Origin of the sequence: Mariniphaga sp., assembly GCF_041687215.1 — a bacterium.
Taxonomy (GTDB): Bacteria; Bacteroidota; Bacteroidia; order Bacteroidales; family Prolixibacteraceae; genus Mariniphaga.
Genome location: NZ_JAWLCI010000076.1, coordinates 1 through 22,673 on the forward strand (window position 1 = coordinate 1; position 22,673 = coordinate 22,673).

22 protein-coding genes and 1 tRNA gene are annotated in these 22,673 nt (G+C 40.3%); 6 read left to right on the plus strand and 17 right to left on the minus strand.

The genetic code is table 11. The annotated features are described in order from the left end of the window. Nucleotides 1-5: 5 nt before the first annotated feature. The 8 genes from ACESMA_RS18905 to ACESMA_RS18940 all read right to left on the minus strand — a co-directional run bounded on the left by ACESMA_RS18905 (nucleotide 6) and on the right by ACESMA_RS18940 (nucleotide 7,639). A tRNA-Leu gene (locus ACESMA_RS18905) sits at nucleotides 6-89 on the minus strand. Between the two features lie 110 nt (nucleotides 90-199). Continuing rightward, nucleotides 200-670, minus strand: a complete 471-nt coding sequence (gene pyrI, locus ACESMA_RS18910; protein WP_372950430.1) for an aspartate carbamoyltransferase regulatory subunit — start codon at nucleotides 668-670, stop codon at nucleotides 200-202. A gap of 6 nt (nucleotides 671-676) precedes the next feature. Further along, nucleotides 677-1,585, minus strand: coding sequence for an aspartate carbamoyltransferase (gene pyrB / locus ACESMA_RS18915; RefSeq protein WP_372950431.1), 909 nt, complete (start codon nucleotides 1,583-1,585; stop codon nucleotides 677-679). Between the two features lie 306 nt (nucleotides 1,586-1,891). Continuing rightward, the gene (locus ACESMA_RS18920; RefSeq protein ID WP_372950432.1) at nucleotides 1,892-2,497 is read right to left on the minus strand and encodes a YigZ family protein; all 606 of its coding nucleotides are present in this window, start codon (nucleotides 2,495-2,497) and stop codon (nucleotides 1,892-1,894) included. Further along, nucleotides 2,497-3,354: a hypothetical protein gene (locus ACESMA_RS18925; protein ID WP_372950433.1), complete on the minus strand. Its 858-nt coding sequence runs from the start codon at nucleotides 3,352-3,354 to the stop codon at nucleotides 2,497-2,499. Before ACESMA_RS18925 ends, ACESMA_RS18920 begins: the two co-directional genes overlap by 1 nt. 63 nt (nucleotides 3,355-3,417) lie before the next feature. Continuing rightward, complete coding sequence (dnaA, locus tag ACESMA_RS18930) at nucleotides 3,418-4,863, minus strand: chromosomal replication initiator protein DnaA (protein ID WP_372950434.1); 1,446 nt, start codon at nucleotides 4,861-4,863, stop codon at nucleotides 3,418-3,420. Nucleotides 4,864-5,149: 286 nt separating this feature from the next. Next, nucleotides 5,150-6,400, minus strand: a complete 1,251-nt coding sequence (locus ACESMA_RS18935) for an MlaD family protein (RefSeq protein WP_372950435.1) — start codon at nucleotides 6,398-6,400, stop codon at nucleotides 5,150-5,152. Between the two features lie 87 nt (nucleotides 6,401-6,487). Continuing rightward, nucleotides 6,488-7,639, minus strand: coding sequence for an N-acetylmuramoyl-L-alanine amidase (locus tag ACESMA_RS18940; protein ID WP_372950436.1), 1,152 nt, complete (start codon nucleotides 7,637-7,639; stop codon nucleotides 6,488-6,490). Between the two features lie 132 nt (nucleotides 7,640-7,771). On the opposite strand from ACESMA_RS18940, the gene ACESMA_RS18945 reads away from it, so the two are divergent. Both ACESMA_RS18945 and ACESMA_RS18950 read left to right on the plus strand, forming a co-directional pair. Beyond that, nucleotides 7,772-10,453, plus strand: a complete 2,682-nt coding sequence (locus tag ACESMA_RS18945) for a putative LPS assembly protein LptD (protein ID WP_372950437.1) — start codon at nucleotides 7,772-7,774, stop codon at nucleotides 10,451-10,453. Nucleotides 10,454-10,465: 12 nt separating this feature from the next. Further along, entirely contained in the window at nucleotides 10,466-10,843 is a 378-nt protein-coding gene (locus ACESMA_RS18950) for a RidA family protein (protein ID WP_372950438.1), read from the plus strand. Nucleotides 10,844-10,872: 29 nt separating this feature from the next. On the opposite strand, the gene ACESMA_RS18955 is transcribed toward ACESMA_RS18950, so the two are convergent. From ACESMA_RS18955 to ACESMA_RS18965, 3 genes are all read right to left on the minus strand, one after another. After that, complete coding sequence (locus ACESMA_RS18955; RefSeq protein ID WP_372950439.1) at nucleotides 10,873-11,115, minus strand: 4a-hydroxytetrahydrobiopterin dehydratase; 243 nt, start codon at nucleotides 11,113-11,115, stop codon at nucleotides 10,873-10,875. Between the two features lie 11 nt (nucleotides 11,116-11,126). Further along, entirely contained in the window at nucleotides 11,127-11,339 is a 213-nt protein-coding gene (locus tag ACESMA_RS18960) for a hypothetical protein (protein WP_372950440.1), read from the minus strand. Between the two features lie 96 nt (nucleotides 11,340-11,435). After that, on the minus strand, nucleotides 11,436-11,699 hold the full coding sequence (locus tag ACESMA_RS18965) for a cytoplasmic protein (protein WP_372950441.1): 264 nt from the start codon (nucleotides 11,697-11,699) through the stop codon (nucleotides 11,436-11,438). A 168-nt stretch (nucleotides 11,700-11,867) separates the two neighbouring features. On the opposite strand from ACESMA_RS18965, the gene ACESMA_RS18970 reads away from it, so the two are divergent. After that, complete coding sequence (locus ACESMA_RS18970; RefSeq protein WP_372950442.1) at nucleotides 11,868-12,005, plus strand: hypothetical protein; 138 nt, start codon at nucleotides 11,868-11,870, stop codon at nucleotides 12,003-12,005. 112 nt (nucleotides 12,006-12,117) lie between these two features. Here ACESMA_RS18970 and rplI read toward each other — a convergent pair whose 3' ends face one another. The 6 genes from rplI to accC form a co-directional block, all read right to left on the minus strand. Next, entirely contained in the window at nucleotides 12,118-12,564 is a 447-nt protein-coding gene (rplI, locus tag ACESMA_RS18975; RefSeq protein ID WP_372950443.1) for a 50S ribosomal protein L9, read from the minus strand. 14 nt (nucleotides 12,565-12,578) lie between these two features. Continuing rightward, nucleotides 12,579-12,848 (minus strand): 30S ribosomal protein S18, encoded by a 270-nt coding sequence (gene rpsR, locus ACESMA_RS18980; protein ID WP_372950444.1) that lies wholly within the window; start codon nucleotides 12,846-12,848, stop codon nucleotides 12,579-12,581. A 3-nt stretch (nucleotides 12,849-12,851) separates the two neighbouring features. Then, the gene (gene rpsF, locus ACESMA_RS18985) at nucleotides 12,852-13,205 is read right to left on the minus strand and encodes a 30S ribosomal protein S6 (RefSeq protein WP_372950445.1); all 354 of its coding nucleotides are present in this window, start codon (nucleotides 13,203-13,205) and stop codon (nucleotides 12,852-12,854) included. A 159-nt stretch (nucleotides 13,206-13,364) separates the two neighbouring features. After that, nucleotides 13,365-14,900, minus strand: coding sequence for an acyl-CoA carboxylase subunit beta (locus ACESMA_RS18990; protein WP_372950446.1), 1,536 nt, complete (start codon nucleotides 14,898-14,900; stop codon nucleotides 13,365-13,367). Nucleotides 14,901-14,913: 13 nt separating this feature from the next. Continuing rightward, on the minus strand, nucleotides 14,914-15,423 hold the full coding sequence (locus tag ACESMA_RS18995; RefSeq protein ID WP_372950447.1) for a biotin/lipoyl-containing protein: 510 nt from the start codon (nucleotides 15,421-15,423) through the stop codon (nucleotides 14,914-14,916). Nucleotides 15,424-15,432: 9 nt separating this feature from the next. Continuing rightward, nucleotides 15,433-16,938, minus strand: a complete 1,506-nt coding sequence (gene accC / locus ACESMA_RS19000) for an acetyl-CoA carboxylase biotin carboxylase subunit (RefSeq protein WP_372950448.1) — start codon at nucleotides 16,936-16,938, stop codon at nucleotides 15,433-15,435. 284 nt (nucleotides 16,939-17,222) lie between these two features. Here accC and ACESMA_RS19005 point away from each other — a divergent pair, with 284 nt between their 5' ends. The 3 genes from ACESMA_RS19005 to ACESMA_RS19015 all read left to right on the plus strand — a co-directional run bounded on the left by ACESMA_RS19005 (nucleotide 17,223) and on the right by ACESMA_RS19015 (nucleotide 22,673). Continuing rightward, complete coding sequence (locus tag ACESMA_RS19005; protein WP_372950449.1) at nucleotides 17,223-19,844, plus strand: DUF5916 domain-containing protein; 2,622 nt, start codon at nucleotides 17,223-17,225, stop codon at nucleotides 19,842-19,844. A 29-nt stretch (nucleotides 19,845-19,873) separates the two neighbouring features. Next, the gene (locus ACESMA_RS19010) at nucleotides 19,874-21,205 is read left to right on the plus strand and encodes an MATE family efflux transporter (protein WP_372950450.1); all 1,332 of its coding nucleotides are present in this window, start codon (nucleotides 19,874-19,876) and stop codon (nucleotides 21,203-21,205) included. A gap of 430 nt (nucleotides 21,206-21,635) precedes the next feature. Continuing rightward, entirely contained in the window at nucleotides 21,636-22,673 is a 1,038-nt protein-coding gene (locus ACESMA_RS19015; RefSeq protein WP_372950451.1) for a zinc-dependent alcohol dehydrogenase, read from the plus strand.

A 22,673-nucleotide genomic window follows, 5' to 3' on the forward strand; every position in this document is an offset into this window, starting at 1 on the left:
AAACGTGCCCAGTAAAGGACTCGAACCTTCACGTCCATGCGGACACTAGTCCCTGAAACTAGCGCGTCTACCAATTCCGCCAACTGGGCATTTGCTGAAAGAACGTTTCGAACTGCTTTCTGATAAAGAAAACCTGTTCAAATAAGCGGTGCAAATATATAAAAAAACGATTCTGACAGCGCAATTTCGGTTAGATTTTTTATACCATTTTAATCTGTTCGCCAACGGTATGTTTTTCACAGTAACGGCAACGCAATGCAATGGGCGAGGTATCCACCACTTTAAACCGTGTGGTAATGGTTTCGTTGTTAGTGATACACTTCGGATTGAAGCACTTCACTATTCCAGTAATTTCTTTTGGAATTTCCACCACCTTTTTCTCCACAACCTCGTAATCGCGAATGATGTTCAGTTTGGCATGCGGCGCAATCAATGCAATTTTATTGATTTCGTCATCTTCAAAAAATTTATCGGTAACCTTTATAATGGCTTTGCTGCCCAGTCTTTCACTTTCGAGGTTGGTCCCAAAAGTTATCTGGTTTTCAATTTTGTCGAGCCCTAAAATGGAAATAACTTTAAACAGGTTCAGGGCAGGAATATGGTCTATTACCGTGCCTTCTTTAATGGCACTCACTTTTAATTTGAGTTTCTTTTTTTTATCGTCGTTCATGGCTTTTTATTTAAGATTCATGATATGTGAAATAATAGCTTCACGCGTAAAAACTCCGTTGCGTGCCTGTGTAAAGTAGTAGGCTTTTTCGTTTTTGTCCACGTCGCTGTGAATTTCGTTAACACGGGGCAGCGGATGCAGAATTTTTAGGTTTGGTTTGGTTTTTTCGAGCATGGCATTTCGCAGGATGTACACGTTTTTTACCTGTTCATATTCCATGGGGTCAGAAAACCGTTCTTTCTGCACGCGTGTCATGTAAATGATGTCTGCCTCGCTTATGATGTCGGTGAATTCGCGATGTTCGAAAAAGCGAATACCTTTATCGCGAAGATACATTTTGTATTCCTGTGGCATTTGCAATTCAGGAGGCGCAATAAAATTGAAAATAGGATTTTCAAATTCCGACATGGCCATCAGCAGCGAATGTACTGTTCTTCCGTATTTCAGGTCTCCCACCATAAAAATGTTCAGATTATCGAGTGTTCCCTGTGTTTTTACAATGGAATACATATCGAGCAGTGTCTGGGTGGGGTGCTGATTGGCGCCATCGCCGGCATTTATTACCGGAACGGGAGAAACTTCGGCGGCATACCGTGCTGCTCCTTCCAGCGGATGTCGCATAACAATCAGGTCGGCATAGTTACTTACCATTTTAATGGAATCGTGAAGGGTTTCTCCTTTGGATGTACTGGAACTACCGGGGTCGGCAAATCCGATAATCCGGCCTCCAAGGCGGCTGATTGCCGTTTCAAAACTCAGGCGGGTTCGTGTTGACGGTTCAAAAAAAAGGGAAGCAACTACCTTCCCCTGCAATAAATCCTGATTTGGATTGGCTTCAAATTCGGCCGCAAGGCTCATTATTTTCAGGTATTCTTCCTTCGAATAATCGGTAATGGAAATTAAGTCTCGTTTCATTGTATTATAGTATTGAATGTCAAAATTTTTTGGTTAAAAAAAAGCCAATATTTTAAAAAACTAAAATATTGGCTTTCTGTTGCCAGAAAAAGCATAGAAGCTTTTTTTCTGAAACTGGTGTTGTAGCATTTAAATACTGGTCTGAAAAAACGCCGGGAATAAGGAATTTTTGTTTTCCGGCAACCGCTGCTGCCGCAATAACTTTGGTGATGGAATTGTTGGCGTTTCATCATGCATCAAAAGTAAAACGATTCATAAAAATGAACTGATATTAACCTTTGTTTTTTTCACCATTTTATTAACAGGTTAATTTTTTACCTGATTAATAATTTCTACGCCATAAAATTGCTGAAAAATTTCTTCTATTCTGCCGGCATCTGATTTCCGAACCAAAAAATCGAGTTCGCAATCCAGTTCAAAACGAGTGTCAGTAATATTCAGGTTTTCCTGCTTAATAATTTGCATCACCTCCTTCATTTCCTTGTAGGTAAATTTTAGGGTGAATTTTTCCTCGATTATACGGGTTTCAATTTTTGCATTTTTTATGGCTTCGGCTGCTGCAGTGCGGTAAGCATTTATCAATCCGCTGGTGCCTAACAAAGTTCCTCCAAAATACCTGACAACTATTATAAGTGTGTTTGTGAGTTCAAAACTAAGCAACTGGCCTAAAATGGGTTTTCCTGCGGTTGATGAAGGTTCGCCATCGTCGTTTGCCCTGAAAGTAATTTCCTCGGTTCCCAATCGCCAGGCATAACAATGGTGGCGGGCACTGTGGTGCTCCTTTTTTAGCTGGGTCAGCAATTCCTTTATTTCTTCTTCGGTTTCAACAGGAAAAGCGTAAGCTATAAATTTGCTTCCCTTGTCTTTAAACAGGCCTTCGCTTTTTTCTTTTATGGTTTTATATGTATCCATCACAACAGAATGTACAGGCTGATAAATGCCAGGATTAAACCAGCAACATTAATCCGGTTCATTTTTTCCTTAAATATAAAAAATCCAATGGTGGCTGAAAGGGCAACAATGAGCATGTTATTCAGGGCAAAAACCAGTGAGCTTTCGAGCCTGCTTTTGTTTAATGCATTCAGTATAAAATAGAGTGAACCAAAATTGGCAATTCCGAGCAGGGTTCCAAGCAAAAGGGTAGGGGCGTGAAACAGATTGGTTGTAGTTTCTTTCTTTGAAAATGAAACAAAAACACCACAAATAAACGCTACGAAAAATACAAAAGTTGAGAATGATGCTATTTGTGAATCGGTTATTTGAGATGCCTGAATCAGTTTAACCAGCGAATCGATAATTCCGCTTCCAATAAAAATGACCAGCGGAAGGATAAACCACAGCAGGTTGGTTTTGCGGATATTTTTTTTGTAAAGGGTGAGCAGAACCGCTAAAACAGCCGTAATCAAACCGATATATTTCCATGTTGTTACTGTTTCGTTAAACCAAAACAGCGAAAAGAATACCGGGAAAACAAGCGAAAGTTTATTTGCCAGAGTTGTTACGGTTATTCCTGCTTTTTGCGAGGAAAGTCCGATGAGAAAAAACATGATAATGTACAGTACGCCAAGGCTAATTGCATAAGGCATCCAGTTGGTGAAGTGCAGAAACGGTTTGAAATTGAATTGGAGCAGAAATCCGAATCCCAGTAAAGTAGCGGTGAGGTAATTGATGGTAATGAGTGGTTTTAACCGGCAGGAATAGTTTTTTGCCCACCTGAAAATAACGTAAATAGCCGTGGATGAAACAATGCTTGATGCAAGGAATATCATGGTTCAGATATCATTTCATTTGAAAAAATAAAACCAGGCAATAACCTGGTTTCAAAGTATTTTTTACATGGTAAGTTTTTTCTCGATATCTTCCACATACTGCCTGAAGTTTTTATCGGTGTCCTTCAGGTTGTTTACCGTTTTACACGCGTGAAGCACGGTTGCATGGTCTTTATTTCCAATTTGTGCTCCTATGCTTGCAAGCGAATATTTGGTAAGCGTTTTGGAAAAATACATGGTAATTTGCCGGGCCTGAACAATTTCGCGTTTCCGTGTTTTGGTCTGAAGCGATTCTACCGACATATTAAAATAATCGCAAACCACTTTGGAAATGTATTCGATGGAAAGTTCCCTTCTCGAGTTTTTTACCAGCTTATTAATGAGCTTGGCAGTAAGGTCGAGGGTAATTTCCCGTTTGTTAAGCATCGATTGTGCAAGCAGCGAAACCAGTGCTCCTTCCAATTCACGCACGTTGTTGGTTACGTGGGAAGCAATGTATTCCAGTACCTCATCTGTAAGTTCAATGCCGTCTTTATAAATTTTCCGGCGAAGGATTTCCATCCGGGTTTCAAAATCAGGAGTTTGCAAATCGGCCGTAAGTCCCCATTTAAACCTCGACAAAAGGCGTTGTTCCATCCCTTTAAGTTCGATGGGCGGTTTGTCTGAAGTTAAAATCAATTGTTTGCCGGTTTGATGCAGATGATTGAAAATATGGAAAAAGGTTTCCTGCGTTTTTTCTTTTCCGGCAAATTCCTGTACATCGTCAAGTATCAGCACGTCAATCATTTGATAGAAGTGCAAAAAGTCGTTCCGGTTGTTGTTTCGTGTGGCTTCGGTAAATTGCGTTTGAAACTTGTTGGCATTCACGTAAAGTACTACTTTATCGGGCATCTGCTCTTTAACTTCAATGCCAATGGCCTGTGCAAGGTGGGTTTTTCCCAGCCCCGAGTTTCCATAAACCATCAATGGATTAAATGCTGTGCCTCCGGGATTTCTTGCCACGGCAAAACCTGCACTCCTGGCCAACCGGTTGCAATCTCCTTCAACAAAATTATCAAATGTATTGTCGGGTTTAAGTTGCGGATCAATTTGCAGTTTCTGGATGCCGGGAATGATAAACGGATTTTTAATTGATTTTTTTTCATCGGCCCTAAGCGGCAGGGAAAGCGGTTTGTTTTGAATTTTTGTGTTGTTGTTGGTCGGATAGCTCACCGTGAAGGGTGTCCCGTTGCTATCCTGTTCATTTCCGTTGCCATGACTCATAACCACGTTGTATTCCAGCTTTGCGCCATTACCCAGAACTATACGAAGAGTTTTTCGCAGAATATCAATAAACTGTTCCTCAAGGTATTCATAAAAAAATGCACTCGGTACCTGTATTGTAAGTACTTTGTTTTCGATTTTTATGGGCTTTATGGGTTCAAACCATGTTTTGTAACTGCTTCCCGGTACATTATCTCTGATAATGTCGAGGCATTTTTCCCACGCAGTTTGATGTTCGCTGTTCATTTATACTAGCCGGATTATTGAGGTTTTATTAAATTCCTTTTTTTAATTCCCGAAAACAAAAATTGCGAAAAAAAAGTTAAAAAAAAAATCTCTGATCTCTTGATTTTCTTGAAAATTGTTTATCGGTTTCTATTTGAGCATGTTAAAAATTTTATTTTTTTTATTTTTATTAATTACTTCTATTTCAGATAGTTATTCTTAACATTTTGATTAGTAATGGGCTAACTGGTAGGTAGTGATAGGCTTGAGTTTTTCATAAGCTTTACTATTAACATGTATCAGTTAATTACCGGAGCGATTTTAGTGCTCTTTCCAATTTTATTAACCGTCCGTTTTTGAAAGCCACAATGGTAGCATCGGGAAATTTCTTCATTGCTTTTTCATGCAATTCAACAATTTCGGTGAACGAACCGGTTGAGCCCACCAGGTAACTGTAGGCGCCGCTGGCTTCAAATTCCTCAATCTCACCCAAATCTTTAAAACGTTCAGACTCGATTGACACCTGGTTTTCGCTGGAAATAAGGTGTACTTTAAAGATGATGTCTCCGGCTCCTTCTCCGGTTGCATTTACATATACTTTTCGGCCAAGGTCAACAGCTGAAAAGTTGAGGTAGCGTTCAGGATTTACCCTGATGTCGTTCAGCAGCAGGTTCAGGTTATCGGCCAGCAGGTTAATGTTTGCGTATAGCTGATGGTCGTTTAGCAGCATGCCTGCTGTGTTGTCAGTACTTTCTAGTTTTGCAAGCACCCCATTAATTTTTTCTGTGGCATCAAAAATATTCTGCAACATAGGTGAAACAGGTAAATGAGCCAGAGTATCACTCAGCGCTGCAAGGTTTTGCAATGTTTTCTCAAAATCTTCAGAGCTGTTACTGAAGGTTGTTGTAATGGTATCGAGATTGGTAATAATTTGTGAAACACTCTCTTTATTGGAGGCAACAACTTCCTGCAAATCAGCAGTTGCTTTTTCAATGTTAAAAATGGTTTGGTTAATGTTTTCAAAACTTTCAGAAAGATTTTTCCGGGCATCTTCATTGAAAATTACCGTTAGAACAGTGATTGCCGAGTCGAGTGTTCCCAAAAGTTCTTCGGCTTTGTTTTTTATGGGAAGCACCTGCATACTTACCTGTTCTTTCAGGTCGCTTTCCACATCGCCCGGTATTGTATCGTTGTTTGCATAAAATTCTTTGCCGCTGCCCAGGTTAATTTTTATCACCCTAGTTCCCATCAAATCGCTGCTAATAATTTGTGCAACAGTGTTTACCGGTAATTTTACGTCAGAGTCTATGGAGAAAGTTACCAATAACCTTCCGCTGTGGTCTGGCAGAAATTTGATGTCTTTAACCTGCCCGATTTTATATCCACTCAGCATAACATCGTTTGATGCCGAAAGTCCTTCTATCCGGCTGTATATTACATGGTAATCATCACTTTTTTTAAATATGTCGTTGCCTTTCAGGTAACTAAGGCCCCAAATGAGGATAGTTATTGATACCACTATTAAAATTCCAAGTTTGGTATATTTTGATACTTTCATTATCAAATAGATTTTAAATGAAAAACTGACAGGTAAAATTAGGGATTTCCTGCCTGAATTACCTCAATTCTTAAAGAAAAAACAGATTTACATTTTTTGAACAGCAGTTTCAACCGGTACCAGTTCGTTGTTTTCAAACGCTACCACAAACGCCCCTTTAAATTTACTTTGCAGTCTTTTTTGTTCTTTTCTTGCTTGCTGAACTGAATTAAATTTTCCATAAAAATAACGGTAAACATGCCCCTGGTTTTGCATAAAAATTTCGTTTTCTCCTTTAAAATTTGCCGGATTAATTTCTACAGGATTCATTAACGAGGCAATTTGAACGGAGAAAAAGATGTTGTTTGCAGTTTGTGGTGTGCCATTTATTTCAGTGGAGTAGCTAACTGAAGACGCACGTGATTCTTCGGAAATGGATTCGGTTACCAGGTTAAAACTGCTTCGTGCATCCACCTTTTTTTTATAATCTCTGACAGCTCTGAAAATTGCTGAAGCCAGGTAATCGCGGCCCGATTCACTCATAAGGAATTCGCGTTCGGCCGGATGGTTTAAAAAGCCGGTTTCAACTAAAATTCCCGGCATGGCTGTTTGGCGGAGTACCAAAAACCCGGCTTGTTTTACGCTTCTGTCCATACGTTTTACCCGTTCCCTGAACTGATCCTGCACTGCCGAGGCCAGCATGGCACTTTGCTCCAGGTATTCGTCCTGCACAAGTTCGAACATGATGTATGATTCCGGAGAATTTGGGTCAAACCCTTCGTAGGTAATGTGGTAATCGTCTTCGAGCAGAATTACGGCATTTTCTTTTTTTGCAACTTCCAGATTGTCTTTTGTGCGGTGTTGTCCCAGAATGTAAGTTTCGGTTCCCTGCACTACTCCGCGTTCAACAGCATTAACGTGAATGGAGATAAACAAATCGGCATCGTTTTTATTGGCTATGGCAGCCCGCTGAAACAGGGGCACAAAAACATCACGATCGCGGGTGTAGATCACCTGAACCTCAGGAAAAGCATTTTTGATGTAGTTTCCCAGTTTCAGGGAAATATCCAGAACAATCTCCTTTTCGCGGGCTTTACCGTAAACAGCTCCGGGATCCTTCCCCCCATGCCCCGGGTCTATAACAATGGTTTTTATGGAAGAACCGGGTACCTGCTGGGTTGTCTTTTCAGATGAATTACCTGAAATCCAGAAACCTGTTAAAAGAAAAAGAATCCAAATGTATTGTTGTCTGTTATTCATGTCGTTTTCTGTTTCGGAAACAAAAATAGAAATATTAGTATTATTTTGCATTTATTAGGGCGCTGGTATAACCCTTATTTTTATTTTTGCACGTCAAGCCAGCAGGTTTAGTTTTTAAAGGCAGAAAACATTTTGTACAAACTATTAATAACATACTTTTTAGCTCTATTTCCCCTGTTAATTTTTGGCCAGGAAACAGAACGCAGGCTTTACCGGCCCGATGTTTCTTTTCTTGATACCACTAATATATCTGCTGCTACGCGCGATTCACTTTACAATTACCAGTTTGGTGCCGACACTCTTTTAACCGATACAATTCCGGTTGGACGGCCAGATTCAATTCGCCGCGAAAAACCTCCGGTAATTGAAGCTCCCATTGATTACAACGCAGAAGATTCCATTATTGGTTCATTCGACGGGCAAAAAGTTTATTTATATAACAATGCCCGGGTAACTTATCAGCAAATTGAGCTCACGGCTTATTTTATTGAACTCGACCTGGAAACCAAAGAGGTTTATGCAGAAGGAATCCAGGATTCAACAGGTACACTGATTCAAAAACCAATTTTTAAAGACGGGCGTGAAGAGTTTGAATCGAAAATATTGCGCTACAATTTTGAAACTGAAAAAGGAATTATTACCGATGTAGTTACAGAACAGGGAGAAGGTTTTGTGCATAGCCAGCGAACCAAGAAAATATCGCGCGATGCTTTTGTTTTAAAAGATGGTAAATATACCACCTGCGATGCCGATCATCCTCACTTTTACCTTCATCTGACTAAAGCAAAGGTAATTTCAAACAATAAAATTATTACCGGTCCGGCCTACATGGTACTGGAAGATTTCCCCATTTATTTTCCCATTCTGCCGTTTGGATATTTTCCGAATACACCAACCTATTCGTCGGGTATTTTGGTACCCATGTACGGTGAAGAAAATAACCGTGGTTTTTTCCTGCGCGATGGCGGATATTACTGGGCTGCCAGCGAATATTTCGATTTGGCGGTAAGGGGCGATATTTATTCCAGAGGGTCGTGGGCTACAAAACTGCATACCAATTACCGGAAACGGTATAAATACAATGGCGGATTCGATTTTCGGTATAATGTAAATGTTTACGGCGAAAGAGGTCAGGATACCTATACCCGCTCGCCTCAGTTTGCCGTTACCTGGAGCCACAGCCAGGATGCCAAAGCCAATCCGAACCAGACGTTTTCTGCCAGCGTAAATTTTTCTACCAGCGGGTACGATAAGCAAAATTCCATTTCGGCTGAAAATTACCTTCGAAGTCAGAAATCATCGAGCATCTCTTTTTCAAAAAAGTTTGAAAATACACCCTACAACTTGTCGGTGAATCTGCGGCATTCGCAAAATTCAGCAGACACTTCACTTACTTTGTCGCTGCCGGAAATGACATTCAGCATGGGGAAAATTTATCCGTTACGGAAAAAGGTTAGGTCGGGTGCATTAAAGTGGTATGAAAAATTCGGAGTAAATTATACAGGTAATCTCAGGAATTCAATTACAGCTCACGAATCTGAAATTTTACAGAAGTCGTTTGCCCGCGACTGGAAGAACGGGGTCCGGCACAATATTCCCATTTCACTTCCCAGTTTTAATTTATTGAATCACATAAATTTCAGTCCGGGATTCAGTTATAATGAAAAATGGTATTTTAAAAAGTATGAATATTCTTATGTGGAAGGCGGAGATTTTAATAACCCCGGCAGTATTCCGAAATCAGTTCAGATAGATACCATTTCGGGGCTGAACCGGGTGTACGATTATTCATACAGCGTGAGTGCCTCTACCAATATCTACGGAATGTTTTTACCCATGAATCCAAATTCAAAAATCAGGGGAATTCGTCATAAAATGACTCCTTCGATGAGTTTTAGCTATCGACCCGATTTTGGTGCCGAAAGGTATGGTTACTGGCAGGAAGTTCAGGTTGACACTACCGGCAGTGTTCGTTATTTTGATGTGAACGACGGGGGAATTTATGGAGGGTCGCCTGGCCGCGGAGCTTCGGGCGCTATTTCATTTTCGCTGAATAACAACCTGGAAGCCAAAGTGCTGGATGTGAAGGATACAACAAAAACTGATGAGGAACAAAAGTTTAAAAAGGTAAAAATAATTGATAACCTGAGTCTCGGTACTTCATATAACCTTATTGCCGACTCGCTAAACCTTTCGCCCATTAACCTGAGAGCACGTACCACTGTGGCTGGTGTGAGCATAAATATGGGCGGAGTGCTCGATCCCTACGAGGTTAATGAGGAGGGCGTGAAAATTCATAAATATGTGTGGAGCGAAAGAAATGGCCTGGCCAAGCTGGGCCGGCTAACCCGTGCCAACCTGTCGTTTGGGATGAATTTCCGTTCGAAAAAGGGTGAGCAGCAAGCCGAACAAAACCGGGAGCTGGTTGAAGGGGAAAATGTTTTGCCGGGCGATTACAGCGATTACACTGACTTCAATATTCCCTGGGATTTTGGTTTCGATTACAGTTTTAATTATGCAGGTCCGCGCCGCCCGTCGGAAAAAGGCAGAATTACACAAACCATCGGGTTGCGGGGAAACCTGAACCTCACCGATAAATGGCGCATAAGTGCCAACACCAACTACGACATTGTGGCTCGCGAGTTTTCTTTTACTACTTTCAATGTAAACCGCGATTTGCATTGCTGGTCAATGGCCTTTAACTTTGTGCCGTTTGGTTATATGAAAAGTTACAGTTTTACCATCAATGCCAAATCGTCGATGCTGAAAGACCTGAAATTACAGAAACGACAAAGTCATTACGATAATTTTTAAAATCCGGAATTTATGAAACGAATTATTTCTACTGAAAATGCGCCCAAAGCAATGGGGCCTTACAGCCAGGCTGTCGAAGCTAACGGGAATTTGTATGTTGCCGGCCAGGTTCCGCTCGACCCCGAAACCATGAAAGTGGTGGAAGGCGGAATCCAGGAACAAACCCTGCGTGTAATGAAAAACATTGGCGCCATTCTCGAAGCTGCCGGTTACGATTTTTCGAACGTGGTAAAATGCACCTGCCTGCTTTCTGACATCAGTAATTTTAAAGCCATGAATGAGGTTTACGGACAATTTTTCCCTGAAAATCCTCCGGCCAGAGCGGCATTTGCCGTAAAAGACCTGCCTCTTGGGGTTTTGGTTGAAATAGAGGCCATTGCAGCAAAGTAAAACCGTTTTAACAGGTTTTAGAGAATTTTCTATCTGCTTGAAAAAACTGCATCAATTTGTTTGGCCAGGTTGTAATCCTTTTCTGTAATTTTTCCTTCAGAATGGGTGAAAAGCATCACTTTTACCTTTTTATAGGAATGAATTAAAACATCCGGGTGATGGTCTGAAGCTTCTGCCAACGGCATAATCTGGTTGACAAAACTCACTGCGTCTTCAAAATTTTCCAATTTAAATTCTTTTACTAGCTTATTGTTTTCTGTTTCCCAATTCATAATGTACGTTTTTAATTGTTGTCTTTTTCTTTGTTTCTTTTTCTCTTTTGCGAATACCTGTAAATGAAGTAAATGGCAATAACAGCCACAGTAATTGCAATATAAAGTACAGGGTTTTCAACAGGTTCGGGAACGGTTGGAGGATACATGTCGGGAGCTTGGGCCAACATTATATCCCAAACCAGTAATAACGTTAGGGTTATAAATATTTTTCTGTAATTCATTTTAAATGTTTTAGCCATTTCTTTTTAATATGAAGCAATTACCGGTTGTCTTTGTTCATTTTTGCTTTGTTTCTTTAGGAAGAAGAATTTATTCAATCAGAGATCCATTCGCTCATCCCGAATCCACAAAAACCACCTATTTGTTTGTGTTTCATGTTTCAGAATATAAATTTTTTGGTTTGAGGCGCGCACCTTGAAATAGTTTGCCTGCGAAAATTCAGGATTTAGATCACCCTGGTACCACCTGTCCAGAATTTCTTCAATTTCGAAACAGAAATCGTCCCAGTAAAAGCGCGTGGGATATTCCCCGGCCTTGTATCCTGCGTGACATTCTACTTCTATTTCAAATAAATCATTCATTTTGATGGCATAAGATTGCAGTGTTTTGAATTGGATACGAAAGTAGCTGGTTCCGGTTTCATCTTTGAAACAGAAAAGAGTTGTGTTAATTTTAGGGGTAAATAAATTACTCTGATATGAAAGCCTGGATTACTCGCGCCTTTTGTAGATGGACAAGAGATAAAAAGTGTGGCAAATGTTACAAACAAGGATGTGCATAAATTTTTGCGGATTACCGCTGAAATACCCTTCAATCCTGATGTGGAAATTTACCCGTTTGAATGGGCAAACGAAGCTTTGCTGGATATTAAAAACGGAAAAAAATAGAAGAACAAAGGTGTTGGTTTTACAGGTTTTTTGAATTGATTGTTTACTGATTGAGAAAAAAAATGCCCGGATAAGAAAACCCAGGCATTTTAATATTTTGTAAATGAAGTGGTTATTCTCCCACTACATCAAATTCCAGTTCAACAATAACATCTTTAAAGAGTTTAATTTTGGCGATATATGAGCCAACTTCTTTAATGCTGTCTGCGGGCAGCGTAATTTGTTTGCGGTCAATTTCAAATCCTTTTTTGTTGATGGCTTCAGCCACCTGGATGGTATTTACAGAACCGAAAATTTTACCTGCCGAGCTTACCTTAGCTCCAATTTTTACTTTCTTATTTGCCAGTTTTTCGGCAATTTTCTGAGCTTCTTCCCTTAGGCGGGTTTCTTTATGAGCACGCTGCTTAATGTTTTCGGCCAAAACTTTTTTGGCTGAAGAAGTTGCAGCAACGGCTTTTTTCTGTGGGATGAGAAAGTTACGTGCAAAACCGTCTTTCACGTTTACAACATCGTCTTTACTTCCCAGTCTTTCAACATCTTGTATTAAAATAATTTCCATTTCAAGCCTCCTTTTTATTTCATCATATCGGTTACGTAAGGCAGCAAAGCAACCTGGCGGGCGCGTTTAATTGCCTGACCAACTTTGCGCTGGTATTTCAAAGAGGTTCCGGTAATTCGGCGGGGTAGAATTTTTCCCTGTTCGTTGAGGAACCTTTTCAGAAATTCCGGGTCTTTGTAATCCACATACTTGATTCCGTTTTTCTTGAAACGGCAATATTTTTTCTTTTTAATCTCTACTGACGGTGGGGTCAGATACCTGATTTCACTTGAATTTTGTGCCATTTGTTATGCCTCCTTTTCTGTTTTTTCTTTTTGAAGCCTTCTTCTTTTCTCACTATACTCAACAGCATATTTGTCGAGTTTTACAGTCATAAAACGAATGACGCGTTCGTCGCGGCGGAATTCAATTTCCAGTTTGGAGATCAATTCAGAATCGACCTTAAATTCAAACAGGTGATAAAAGCCGGTAGATTTCTTTTGAATGGGGTAAGCCAGTTTTTTCATTCCCCAGTCTTCTTCATGAACCATTTCACCTCCGTTGGAAGTGATGATGTCCCTGAATTTTTTTACCGTTTCCTTTACCTGTGGCTCAGATAAAACGGGAGTACAAATGAAAACGGTTTCGTACTGATTCAACATAAACATCTAATTTTAAATTAAACAATCTTAATTTTTGGAGGCGCAAAAGTAGAAATAAATTGTTATTTATCAAAGAGATTGGTAATAATCGTTATCGAAATTTAATGATTGCAGAGATACACCAGGGCATATCTCTGCAAATATTTGAAAATTTGTAATTTAAAGTGGAATATTCCCGTGTTTTTTTGGTGGATTGGTTTTTCGTTTATTGCGTGTCATTTCCAGCGCACCAATTATTTTTTTTCTGGTTTCTTTAGGGTGAATAATTTCATCAATATAACCCAATGATGCAGCTTTGTACGGGTTGGCAAACTTTTCGCGGTATTCGTCCACTGCTTTCAGCCTTTCTTCGTCGTTGTATTTATTCCGGTAAAGAATATTAATGGCACCTTCGGGCCCCATTACAGCAATTTCGGCAGTGGGGTAAGCAAAATTTACATCGGCGCCAATGTGTTTGCTCGACATCACGTCGTAAGCACCTCCGTAAGCTTTCCGTGTAATAACCGTTATTTTTGCCACAGTTGCTTCTGAAAATGCGTAAAGCAGTTTGGCACCGTGTTTAATAATTCCACCAAACTCCTGGGCTGTTCCGGGTAAAAAGCCGGGAACATCTACAAATGTAACAAGCGGAATGTTGAACGCATCGCAGAAACGCACAAAACGGGCTGCTTTGGCCGACGAATTGATGTCGAGCACTCCGGCAAGATGTGCAGGCTGATTGGCCACAATTCCAACCGGTTGTCCGCCAAATCGTGCAAAGCCGCAAATTATATTTTTGGCATAGTTTGGCTGAACTTCCAAAAAGTGTTTGTTGTCAATTACACTTTGGATGATTTCGTGCATATCGTAAGGTCTGTTCGGGTCGGCCGGTACCAAATCCTGCAGTTTTTCGTCAATTCGGTCTGTTGGATCGATGGTGGACTTTACCGGGGGATCTTCCATATTATTCGATGGCAGGAAACTCACCAGTTCGCGAATCATCATCAGGGTTTGTTCTTCGTCGTCGCCGGTAAAATGGGCCACACCGCTTTTCGAACTGTGGGTATGTGCGCCACCCAGTTCTTCTTTGGTAACATCTTCGTGTGTTACAGTTTTAATAACATCGGGCCCGGTAACAAACATGTGACTTTTTTCATTCACCATAAAAATAAAATCGGTGAGGGCAGGAGAGTAAACCGCTCCGCCGGCACAAGCACCAAGAATGGCCGAAATTTGCGGAATGACACCTGACGAAATAACATTGTTGTAAAAAATATCGGCATATCCTGCCAGACTTTCCACCCCTTCCTGAATACGTGCGCCGCCTGAATCGTTCAATCCGATAACAGGTGCTCCGTTTTGCAGCGCCATGTTCTGAATTTTCACAATTTTATCGGCATTTGCCCGGCTTAACGAACCGCCAAATACGGTAAAATCCTGAGCAAAAACATAAACCATTTTACCGCTTATTTTTCCGTAGCCTGCAACAACCCCATCGCCAAGAAATTTTTTTTCCTGCATTCCGAAATCGTAATTCCGGTGGGTAACCAGCTTGTCAATTTCGTTGAATGTACCCGGGTCGAGTAATTGAATGACTCGCTCACGGGCCGTTTTCTTGCCTGCGCTATGCTGTTTTTCAATACGTTCTTTTCCTCCTCCCAACTCGGCTTGCAGATTGTAATCATCGAGTTGTTTGTATTTTTCTTTTAAATCCATAAAAATTTCAGATTTATTCTATTTCAATTAGTATTTGATTTCCTTCAATGGTATCGCCCTCTTTAACGTTTACTTTTTTAATAATGCCATTAACAGGCGCCTTATATTCACTTTCCATTTTCATGGCGGCAATAATAATGGCATTTTCACCTTTTTGAATTACATCTCCTTCGTTAACCAGTATTTTTACCACTTTTCCAGGCATGGGCGACGAAATGGTTTTTTCGTTGCTGGAAAGTCCATTTGAGCCCCGGTTAATAAGATAACGCGTTTCGGCATCAATAACTTCCAGATTATACGTGTTGTAAAGCGTGTGGGCAATATATTTTTTAGGTTGGTTTTGAGGGACCAGTTCAATATTGTATGAGCGTCCGTTTTCAATAATGGAGAAAGTGCCGTCGGGGGTATGCAGCAAATCAACCTGATAAATTTTTCCATCAACGTCCACTTCAAGCAGGTTGCCGTTTTGTTTAACCAGTCTTACCCATACTGTGCGATCGTTTATTTTTATTTCTACTGCCATATTTTTTAACTAAAAATGATTGATATAAGGAGTTTTTTTCCACCTGCTTTGTGCAGGGGCAAATCCCTGGTTTATTTCCTGAATCCTGTTTATTTTATCCAGATAATCGATATATGCTGCAATAACAATTATGTCATCACAATCATCACAATCATCCTTGGCAAGAAGACGTTCCTGATTTTTTTCAATAAAATGCGTGTCATACTTTCCGTCAATAAAATCGGGTGTATTCATTATGCGTTCCAAAAATTTAATGGAGGTTTTCACTCCTGTAATTTTATATTCATAAAGAGCCCTGCGCATTCTTCTGATGGCTTCGTCTCTGTTTGCTCCCCACACAATGAGTTTCGAAATCATGGGATCGTAATAAATCGGAATTTCATACCCTTCGTAAACGTAACCGTCGGTTCTGACACCCAGCCCGAGTGGTTCGGTAATTTTATAAATTTTTCCGGCACTGGGCATAAAATTATTGTCAGGGTCTTCGGCGTAAATCCGGCATTCAATGGAATGACCTCTTTGAATGAGTTTTTCCTGTTGAATTTCAAGTGGATGCCCCTCAGCTATTTTAATTTGTTGTTTAACCAAATCTATTCCGGTAACACGTTCAGTAATGGGATGTTCCACCTGAAGTCTGGTGTTCATTTCAAGAAAATAATAGTTTAAATCGTCATCAACCAAAAATTCAATGGTTCCTGCTCCTGAATATTTTACAGCTTTTGCTGCCTCAACAGCCGCCCGGCCCATTTCGTTTCGTAATTCAGGTGTCATCAGCGGTGAGGGTGTTTCTTCTATCATTTTCTGATGACGACGTTGCACCGAGCATTCCCGTTCGAAAAGGTGTACGGCATTTCCGTGCTGATCGCCCAAAATCTGAAATTCGATATGGTGGGGCGAGGTGATGTATTTTTCAATATAAACAGAGTCGTCGCCAAAAGCTGTTTTTGCTTCTGAACGGGCCGCCCGAACAGCCGAAACAATATCTTTTTCGTGATGAACAAGCCGCATTCCTTTGCCGCCACCACCTGCCGAAGCTTTTATCATTACCGGCAAGCCAATTTCTTTTATGGCATTCATGGCTTCTTCTTCGTTATTCACACTTCCTTCGGTTCCCGGAACTACCGGAATTCCGGCTTTTTTCATGGTTTCGCGTGCCTTGATTTTATCGCCCATTTGGTCGATTACTTCCGGCGATGGTCCGATAAAAATAATTCCTTCTTCATTGCATCGTTTGGCAAAACGGGCATTTTCCGATAAAAAGCCATAACCCGGATGGATGGCCTCAGCACCACATAATTTAGCCGTTTCAATAATTTTTTCAATGTTAAGGTAGCTTTCGCTCGAAGGAGCTTTGCCAATGTAATAGGCCTCATCTGCGTATCTTACATGCTGCGATGTACGGTCAGCTTCAGAGAATACCGCAACCGATTTGATTTCCATCTCCCGGCATGTACGCATGATACGAATAGCTATTTCTCCCCGATTGGCTATCAGGATTTTTTTGATGTGATTCATTGCTGAAATTTTCAATTTTTTTAAACACAACTATTAATAACCTTACTTTTTGTAAATTGTTTAATCTTGATTTTTTCTCTAATTTTTGCCGTTTCGAAATTAGTTCTATGGTATTTTCCGGCAAATGAATGTATGTTAATAATTGCAAAACGGTAAAATATGGAATAAAAATTTCAATTTTTATTTGAATCATGGAAATTGATGTTCAAAAATTATAAAAAATGACGAAATTATTTTTTTGTTCATTTGATCATGTTATTTTTAGGCCATAAAACTTAACCTTGATGAATCGCAAACGCTTAACCTTTTTATTGAGTTTATTATTTGCCCTGCAAACAACGGCTCAAAATTTTAACTACAATTTATCTGATGACTCGCTGGTAAATTACCACGCAAGCCAGCGAAAAGTTTATCATGCAACCCGTACTGAATTGAAACCCAGAATAGATGGCCGGCTGGATGATGCCTGCTGGCAGCAGGTTGGAAAATGGGAGGGAGGTTTTATTCAGCAACAACCCAATCAGGCCAAACCACCGTCGCAGGAAACGGAAATAAAAATATTGTACGATGATAGCTATTTGTATATGGCCATTAAATGTTATGATAATGAACCACAAAAAATACGTTCAATCCTTGGCCGACGTGACGAAAATATGGGCGACATGGCAGGAATAGCCCTGGATAGTTATTTCGACAAACAAACTGCTTTTGAATTTAATGTTACAGCCGCCGGTCAAAAAGTGGATTTAATGCATTTGGGTGAATATGGCTGGGATTTTAACTGGGATGCTGTTTGGGATGGCAAAGCTTCGGTGGGAGATTCAGCCTGGTATGCCGAAATGCGTGTGCCGTTCAGCCAGTTACGTTATGCCAACAAAAAGGAACATGTGTGGGGAATGCACATCTGGCGCTGGATTGACCGACTGAAAGAGGAAGACCAGTGGAAACTGATACCGGTGGATGCCCCTGCCATGGTTTATATTTTTGGTGAATTGCATGGTATTAAAGATATTCCCAACAAGCGAAATTTTGAATTATTACCTTACGCCAAAACAAAGTATGTTTCGGAGGCAGTTAAAAATCCAACTGCCGGATTTGGGCTCGACGGTAAAATTGGCGTAACTTCCGATTTCACACTCGATTATACCATAAATCCCGATTTTGGGCAGGTAGAGGCCGATCCTTCGGTTTTAAACCTCACATCGTACGAAGTTTTTTACAACGAAAAAAGACCTTTTTTCCTGGAAGGAAACAGTATTTTGGATTACGGATCGGGCAGTGACCTGCTTTTTTATTCGCGCCGTATTGGTGCAGCTCCTGCTTATTTTCCAGAATACGGAGAAAATGAAACTCTTGAAATGCCTAATCAGACTTCCATATTAAATGCGTTGAAACTTACTGGTAAAAATCATGCCGGGCTTTCACTGGGAATTATAAACAGTATGACTGCACGTGAAAATGCAGTGATTTCTTTTAACGAACAGGAGCGAAAAGTAGCTGTTGAACCTTTTTCGAACTATTTTATTGGCCGGGTAAAACAGGATTTTAACGACGGAAAAACAGTATTGGGAGGAATGGTAACTTCCACGATTCGGAATATTAAAGATGAACACCTGGAATTTTTGCCTGATAATTCGCTCGTTGGCGGAATCGATTTTCAGCACAACTGGCTAAACAGAAAGTATTTTGTAGATGTAAAAAGTTTTTTTTCGAGAGTTAACGGAAGTCAAGAGTCTATTTCAGCATTGCAGCGAAATTCCCGGCATTATTATCAACGACCCGATGCTTCGCATCTGACATTCAATGAAAACTTAACCAGTCTTCAGGGTTGGGGAGGCGAATTAAGAGGTGGAAAGCGAAGTGGCAAATTCAGGTTGGTGGGGTCGCTCGACTGGCGATCTCCGGGCATTGAACTAAACGATTTGGGATACCTTCGGCAGGCCGATTACATCAACCAGGAAGTGAGTTTGGTTTATTGGGTAAGTAAACCTAAAGGAATTCTGCAAAGTTATTATTTTGAAGTCGATCAGGAACATAACCGCAGCTACGGTGGTGAAAAACTGGGAGATGAATTGATGGGACATGTTCGGTTACAGTTTGCTAATCTTTGGAAACTTGATTTATTTGGTGAACGTTCGTTTTACGAAATTGATACCCGCAAACTTTGGGGTGGCCCATCGCTTCGAATTGACGGTGAAACCAATGGCGAAATAAGGCTTCAAACGAATTCAAGCAAAGATTTGTCTTTGGGACTTAGTGCAGAATTGACCCGAAACGACAATAATATTTCGTATGCCAACGAATACATATTTTATATACAATGGCAAATCGGTAGCCGGTTTACACTTTCCTCCATGAATAATTATGATGTTGAAACAGATTACAACCAGTTTGTTACCAGCATTTACCGAAATGTAGATTCTTCAAGGAAATACCTGGTTGGAAAAATTGACCGAAAAACCATTTCTTCTACCATCAGGGCCGAATTTTTTGTTACCCCTGAATTGTCGTTTCAATATTATGGAAATCCGTATGCAACAGTGGGGAAATATTCAGATTTTAGGTTTGTAGCCGATTCAAAATCGAAGGACCAGGATGAACGTTTCACTCCTCTTTTTATGGAAACGCTCGATAATGGTGAAACCTGGTTGCAGGATGGAAGGGCTAATCCGGTTTTAAATCTTACCACCAATAATCTCGATTTTAATTTTCAGGAGTTTCGTTCCAATTTTGTGGCGCGTTGGGAGTACAAAACCGGTTCTACAATTTATTTTGTGTGGACGAAAACCCGGTCTCGGTACGAAAGTTTTTACGAACCTTCCGTTTTTGAAAGCCTGAAAGGAATTAACAAGGTAAAAGCGGATAATGCTTTTATGCTGAAAGTAAGTTTCTGGTTCTCCATTTAATTGTATAATGTATCTTTGGCGCCGTGAATTTGGCGCATTACATACCATTTTACAGGCGGCTCCTTCGTTTGGCCATTCCGGTAGTTTTATCGCAAATCGGGCAGGTAACTGTTTCGCTGGTTGATAATATGATGGTTGGCCATGTGGGTACTGCTGAACTTGCCGCTTCGGCTTTTGCCAACAATGTGTTCATCATTGGTATGTTTTTCGGGATGGGCATTACCTACGGTTTAACTCCACTTGTTGGAAAAGCTTTTGGGAATAATAAACCGAAAGAAGTAGTGAAGTGGTTAAAAAATGGAATTTTCACTCATTTCGCAGCGGCCCTGGCACTTTCAGTCGTTATGTTTGGCGTATATTTCCTGTTGCCTTATTTAGGCCAGACAAACGATGTACTGGAACTTGCCAGTCCGTACTATCTGCTGCTTTGTGCCTCTTATCTGCCGTTTATGCTGTTTTTCTCGGTAAAACAATTTTTTGAAGGAATCGGGAATACCAAAATTGCCATGCAGATTACGTTGGTTTCCAATGTAATAAATATAGCCGTAAATTATGTATTGATTTTTGGTAAATTCGGATTTCCTGAATTGGGTTTGCTGGGAGCGGGAATTGGAACGCTGGTTTCACGGCTTATAATGCCGGTTATGTTTCTGTTTTATATTTTTCGAATTCAACGGTTCCGGCACTATTTTACGCTTGCCAACGCACAACCGTTTAGTAAAAAACGGATTGTTTCAGTTTTGAAGATTGGCATACCCATTGGTTTTCAGATTATTGTTGAGGTGTTAACTTTTAGTATTGGAGCTATTATGATGGGATGGCTTGGCGAAACGCCCCTGGCTGCACATCAGGTAGCTATTGGTTTGGCAAGTTTTACTTATATGATTTCACTCGGAATTTCACAGGCAACTACCATTAGGGTTAGTCACCAACTGGGGCAAAACGATTTTCAATCGCTAAAAATGGCTGCATTTGCTTCCACCCATTTGGTTTTGCTGTTCATGTCGGTAATGGGTTTGATATTTGTTCTTGCCAGAAACTATTTGCCCCTTGTTTTTACAACCGATCCGAATGTGGTGATAATCGCCTCGCAACTATTGGTAGTGGCTGCCATTTTTCAGGTTTTCGACGGTCTTCAGGTGATTATGCTCAGCACGTTACGTGGCATGGCCGATGTGAAAATCCCTATGCTAATGGCCTTTGCCGCATACATGCTTGTTGGCATTCCCACAAGCTACGGATTTACATTTCTGCTAAATGCCGGACCGATTGGAATATGGTTTGGATACCTTGTAGGACTGGGTTCAGCAGGAATTTTCTTCTTCCTTCGTTTTAAACATAATATTTCCGGAAAGGCATAAAAAAACGGGTTACCATTGGTGGCGATAACCCGATTGTTCATAGTTTAGTTTAGTTAGACCTGGAAAAATATTGGTTTAACAGAGAAAAGGTAGTGTTTCAAATAACATTCAATTCACATTGAATTAAAACATCGCTAATATAACACAAAATTGTGTTCAAAGTAAAATAAAATTAAAAAATTATTAATAAGTGTTAATAAAGGAATGGCAATTTTATTGCAAATAGTTGAATAACAGACTGTGATAAAAAAATACATTTTTTAAGTGTAAGGACAGTTTTTTTTTGAATTTTGAGTTCCAGATGTAAATGGTTAATTACTTTTGAAATTTTTTTAAAAGAATATGGTAAAAATGATTAAAAATTGCCGGATATTACAGGATGATTTTTTGCCATGCAATTTTTATCTTTCCCACTTTAAATTGAATCAAAATGAAAAAAGTTGTTTTAACGGGCATCCGTGAAATGAAAATGATCACAGTTCCGAATCCAATTCTTACTGACGAAGACGATGTGAAAATAAAATTGGCTTCAATAGGGGTTTGTGGTTCAGATATTCATTATTATTCTGAAGGAAAAATCGGAACACAGGTGGTTGATTACCCATTTGCTGTGGGACACGAATGTTCGGGCACCATTGTGGAAGTTGGACCAAAAGTAACTAATGTAAAAGTGGGCGATCTGGTTGTGGTTGATCCTGCTATTCATTGCGGTCATTGTGACCAGTGTCTTTCCGGACGGCCTCACACATGCAGAAACAACAAGTTTTTGGGTTGTCCGGGACAGATAGAAGGTTGCCTTTCCGATTACATTGTAATGCCTGCATTTACCTGTATTCCGGTAACTGGTAAAATGAATGCAGTGCAGGCAGCTTTAATTGAGCCGTTTACCATAGGTGTTTATTCCGTTAAACTTGCCGAAATTAAAAAGAAAGAAACCTCAGCCGTAATTTTTGGCGCCGGTCCCATCGGATTGAGCATTTTACTGAAACTGCTGGCCGATGAAATAAAAAACGTGGGCATGATTGAACCGCTGGATTACCGCCTGGAAAAAGCTAAGGAAATTGGTGTTCGGTATATTATCAATCCTGTAAAGCAGGATGTGGAAAAGGAAGTGAAAAAACATGAAGAGCTGCTCGTGGACGTGGCTTTTGAAGCAAGTGGCGAGCAGGAGTCCGTTTCCAATGCCATAAAAATTCTGAAACCCGGTGGTAAACTTATACTGGTTGGCATTCCTCCATCAGCACAATATACTTTCGACATGGATTTAATGCGCCGGAAAGAACTCACAATTATAAATGTACGCCGTCAAAACCACTGTGTGGAAGAAGCCATCGATTTGGTCATCAGAGGTAAAGCCGATGTAGAAAAGATGGTTACGCACCATTTCACATTGGATGAAACCAGCACCGCCTTCGACATTGTAGCAGGATACAAAGACGGTGCAATTAAAGCAATGATTGATTTTTAA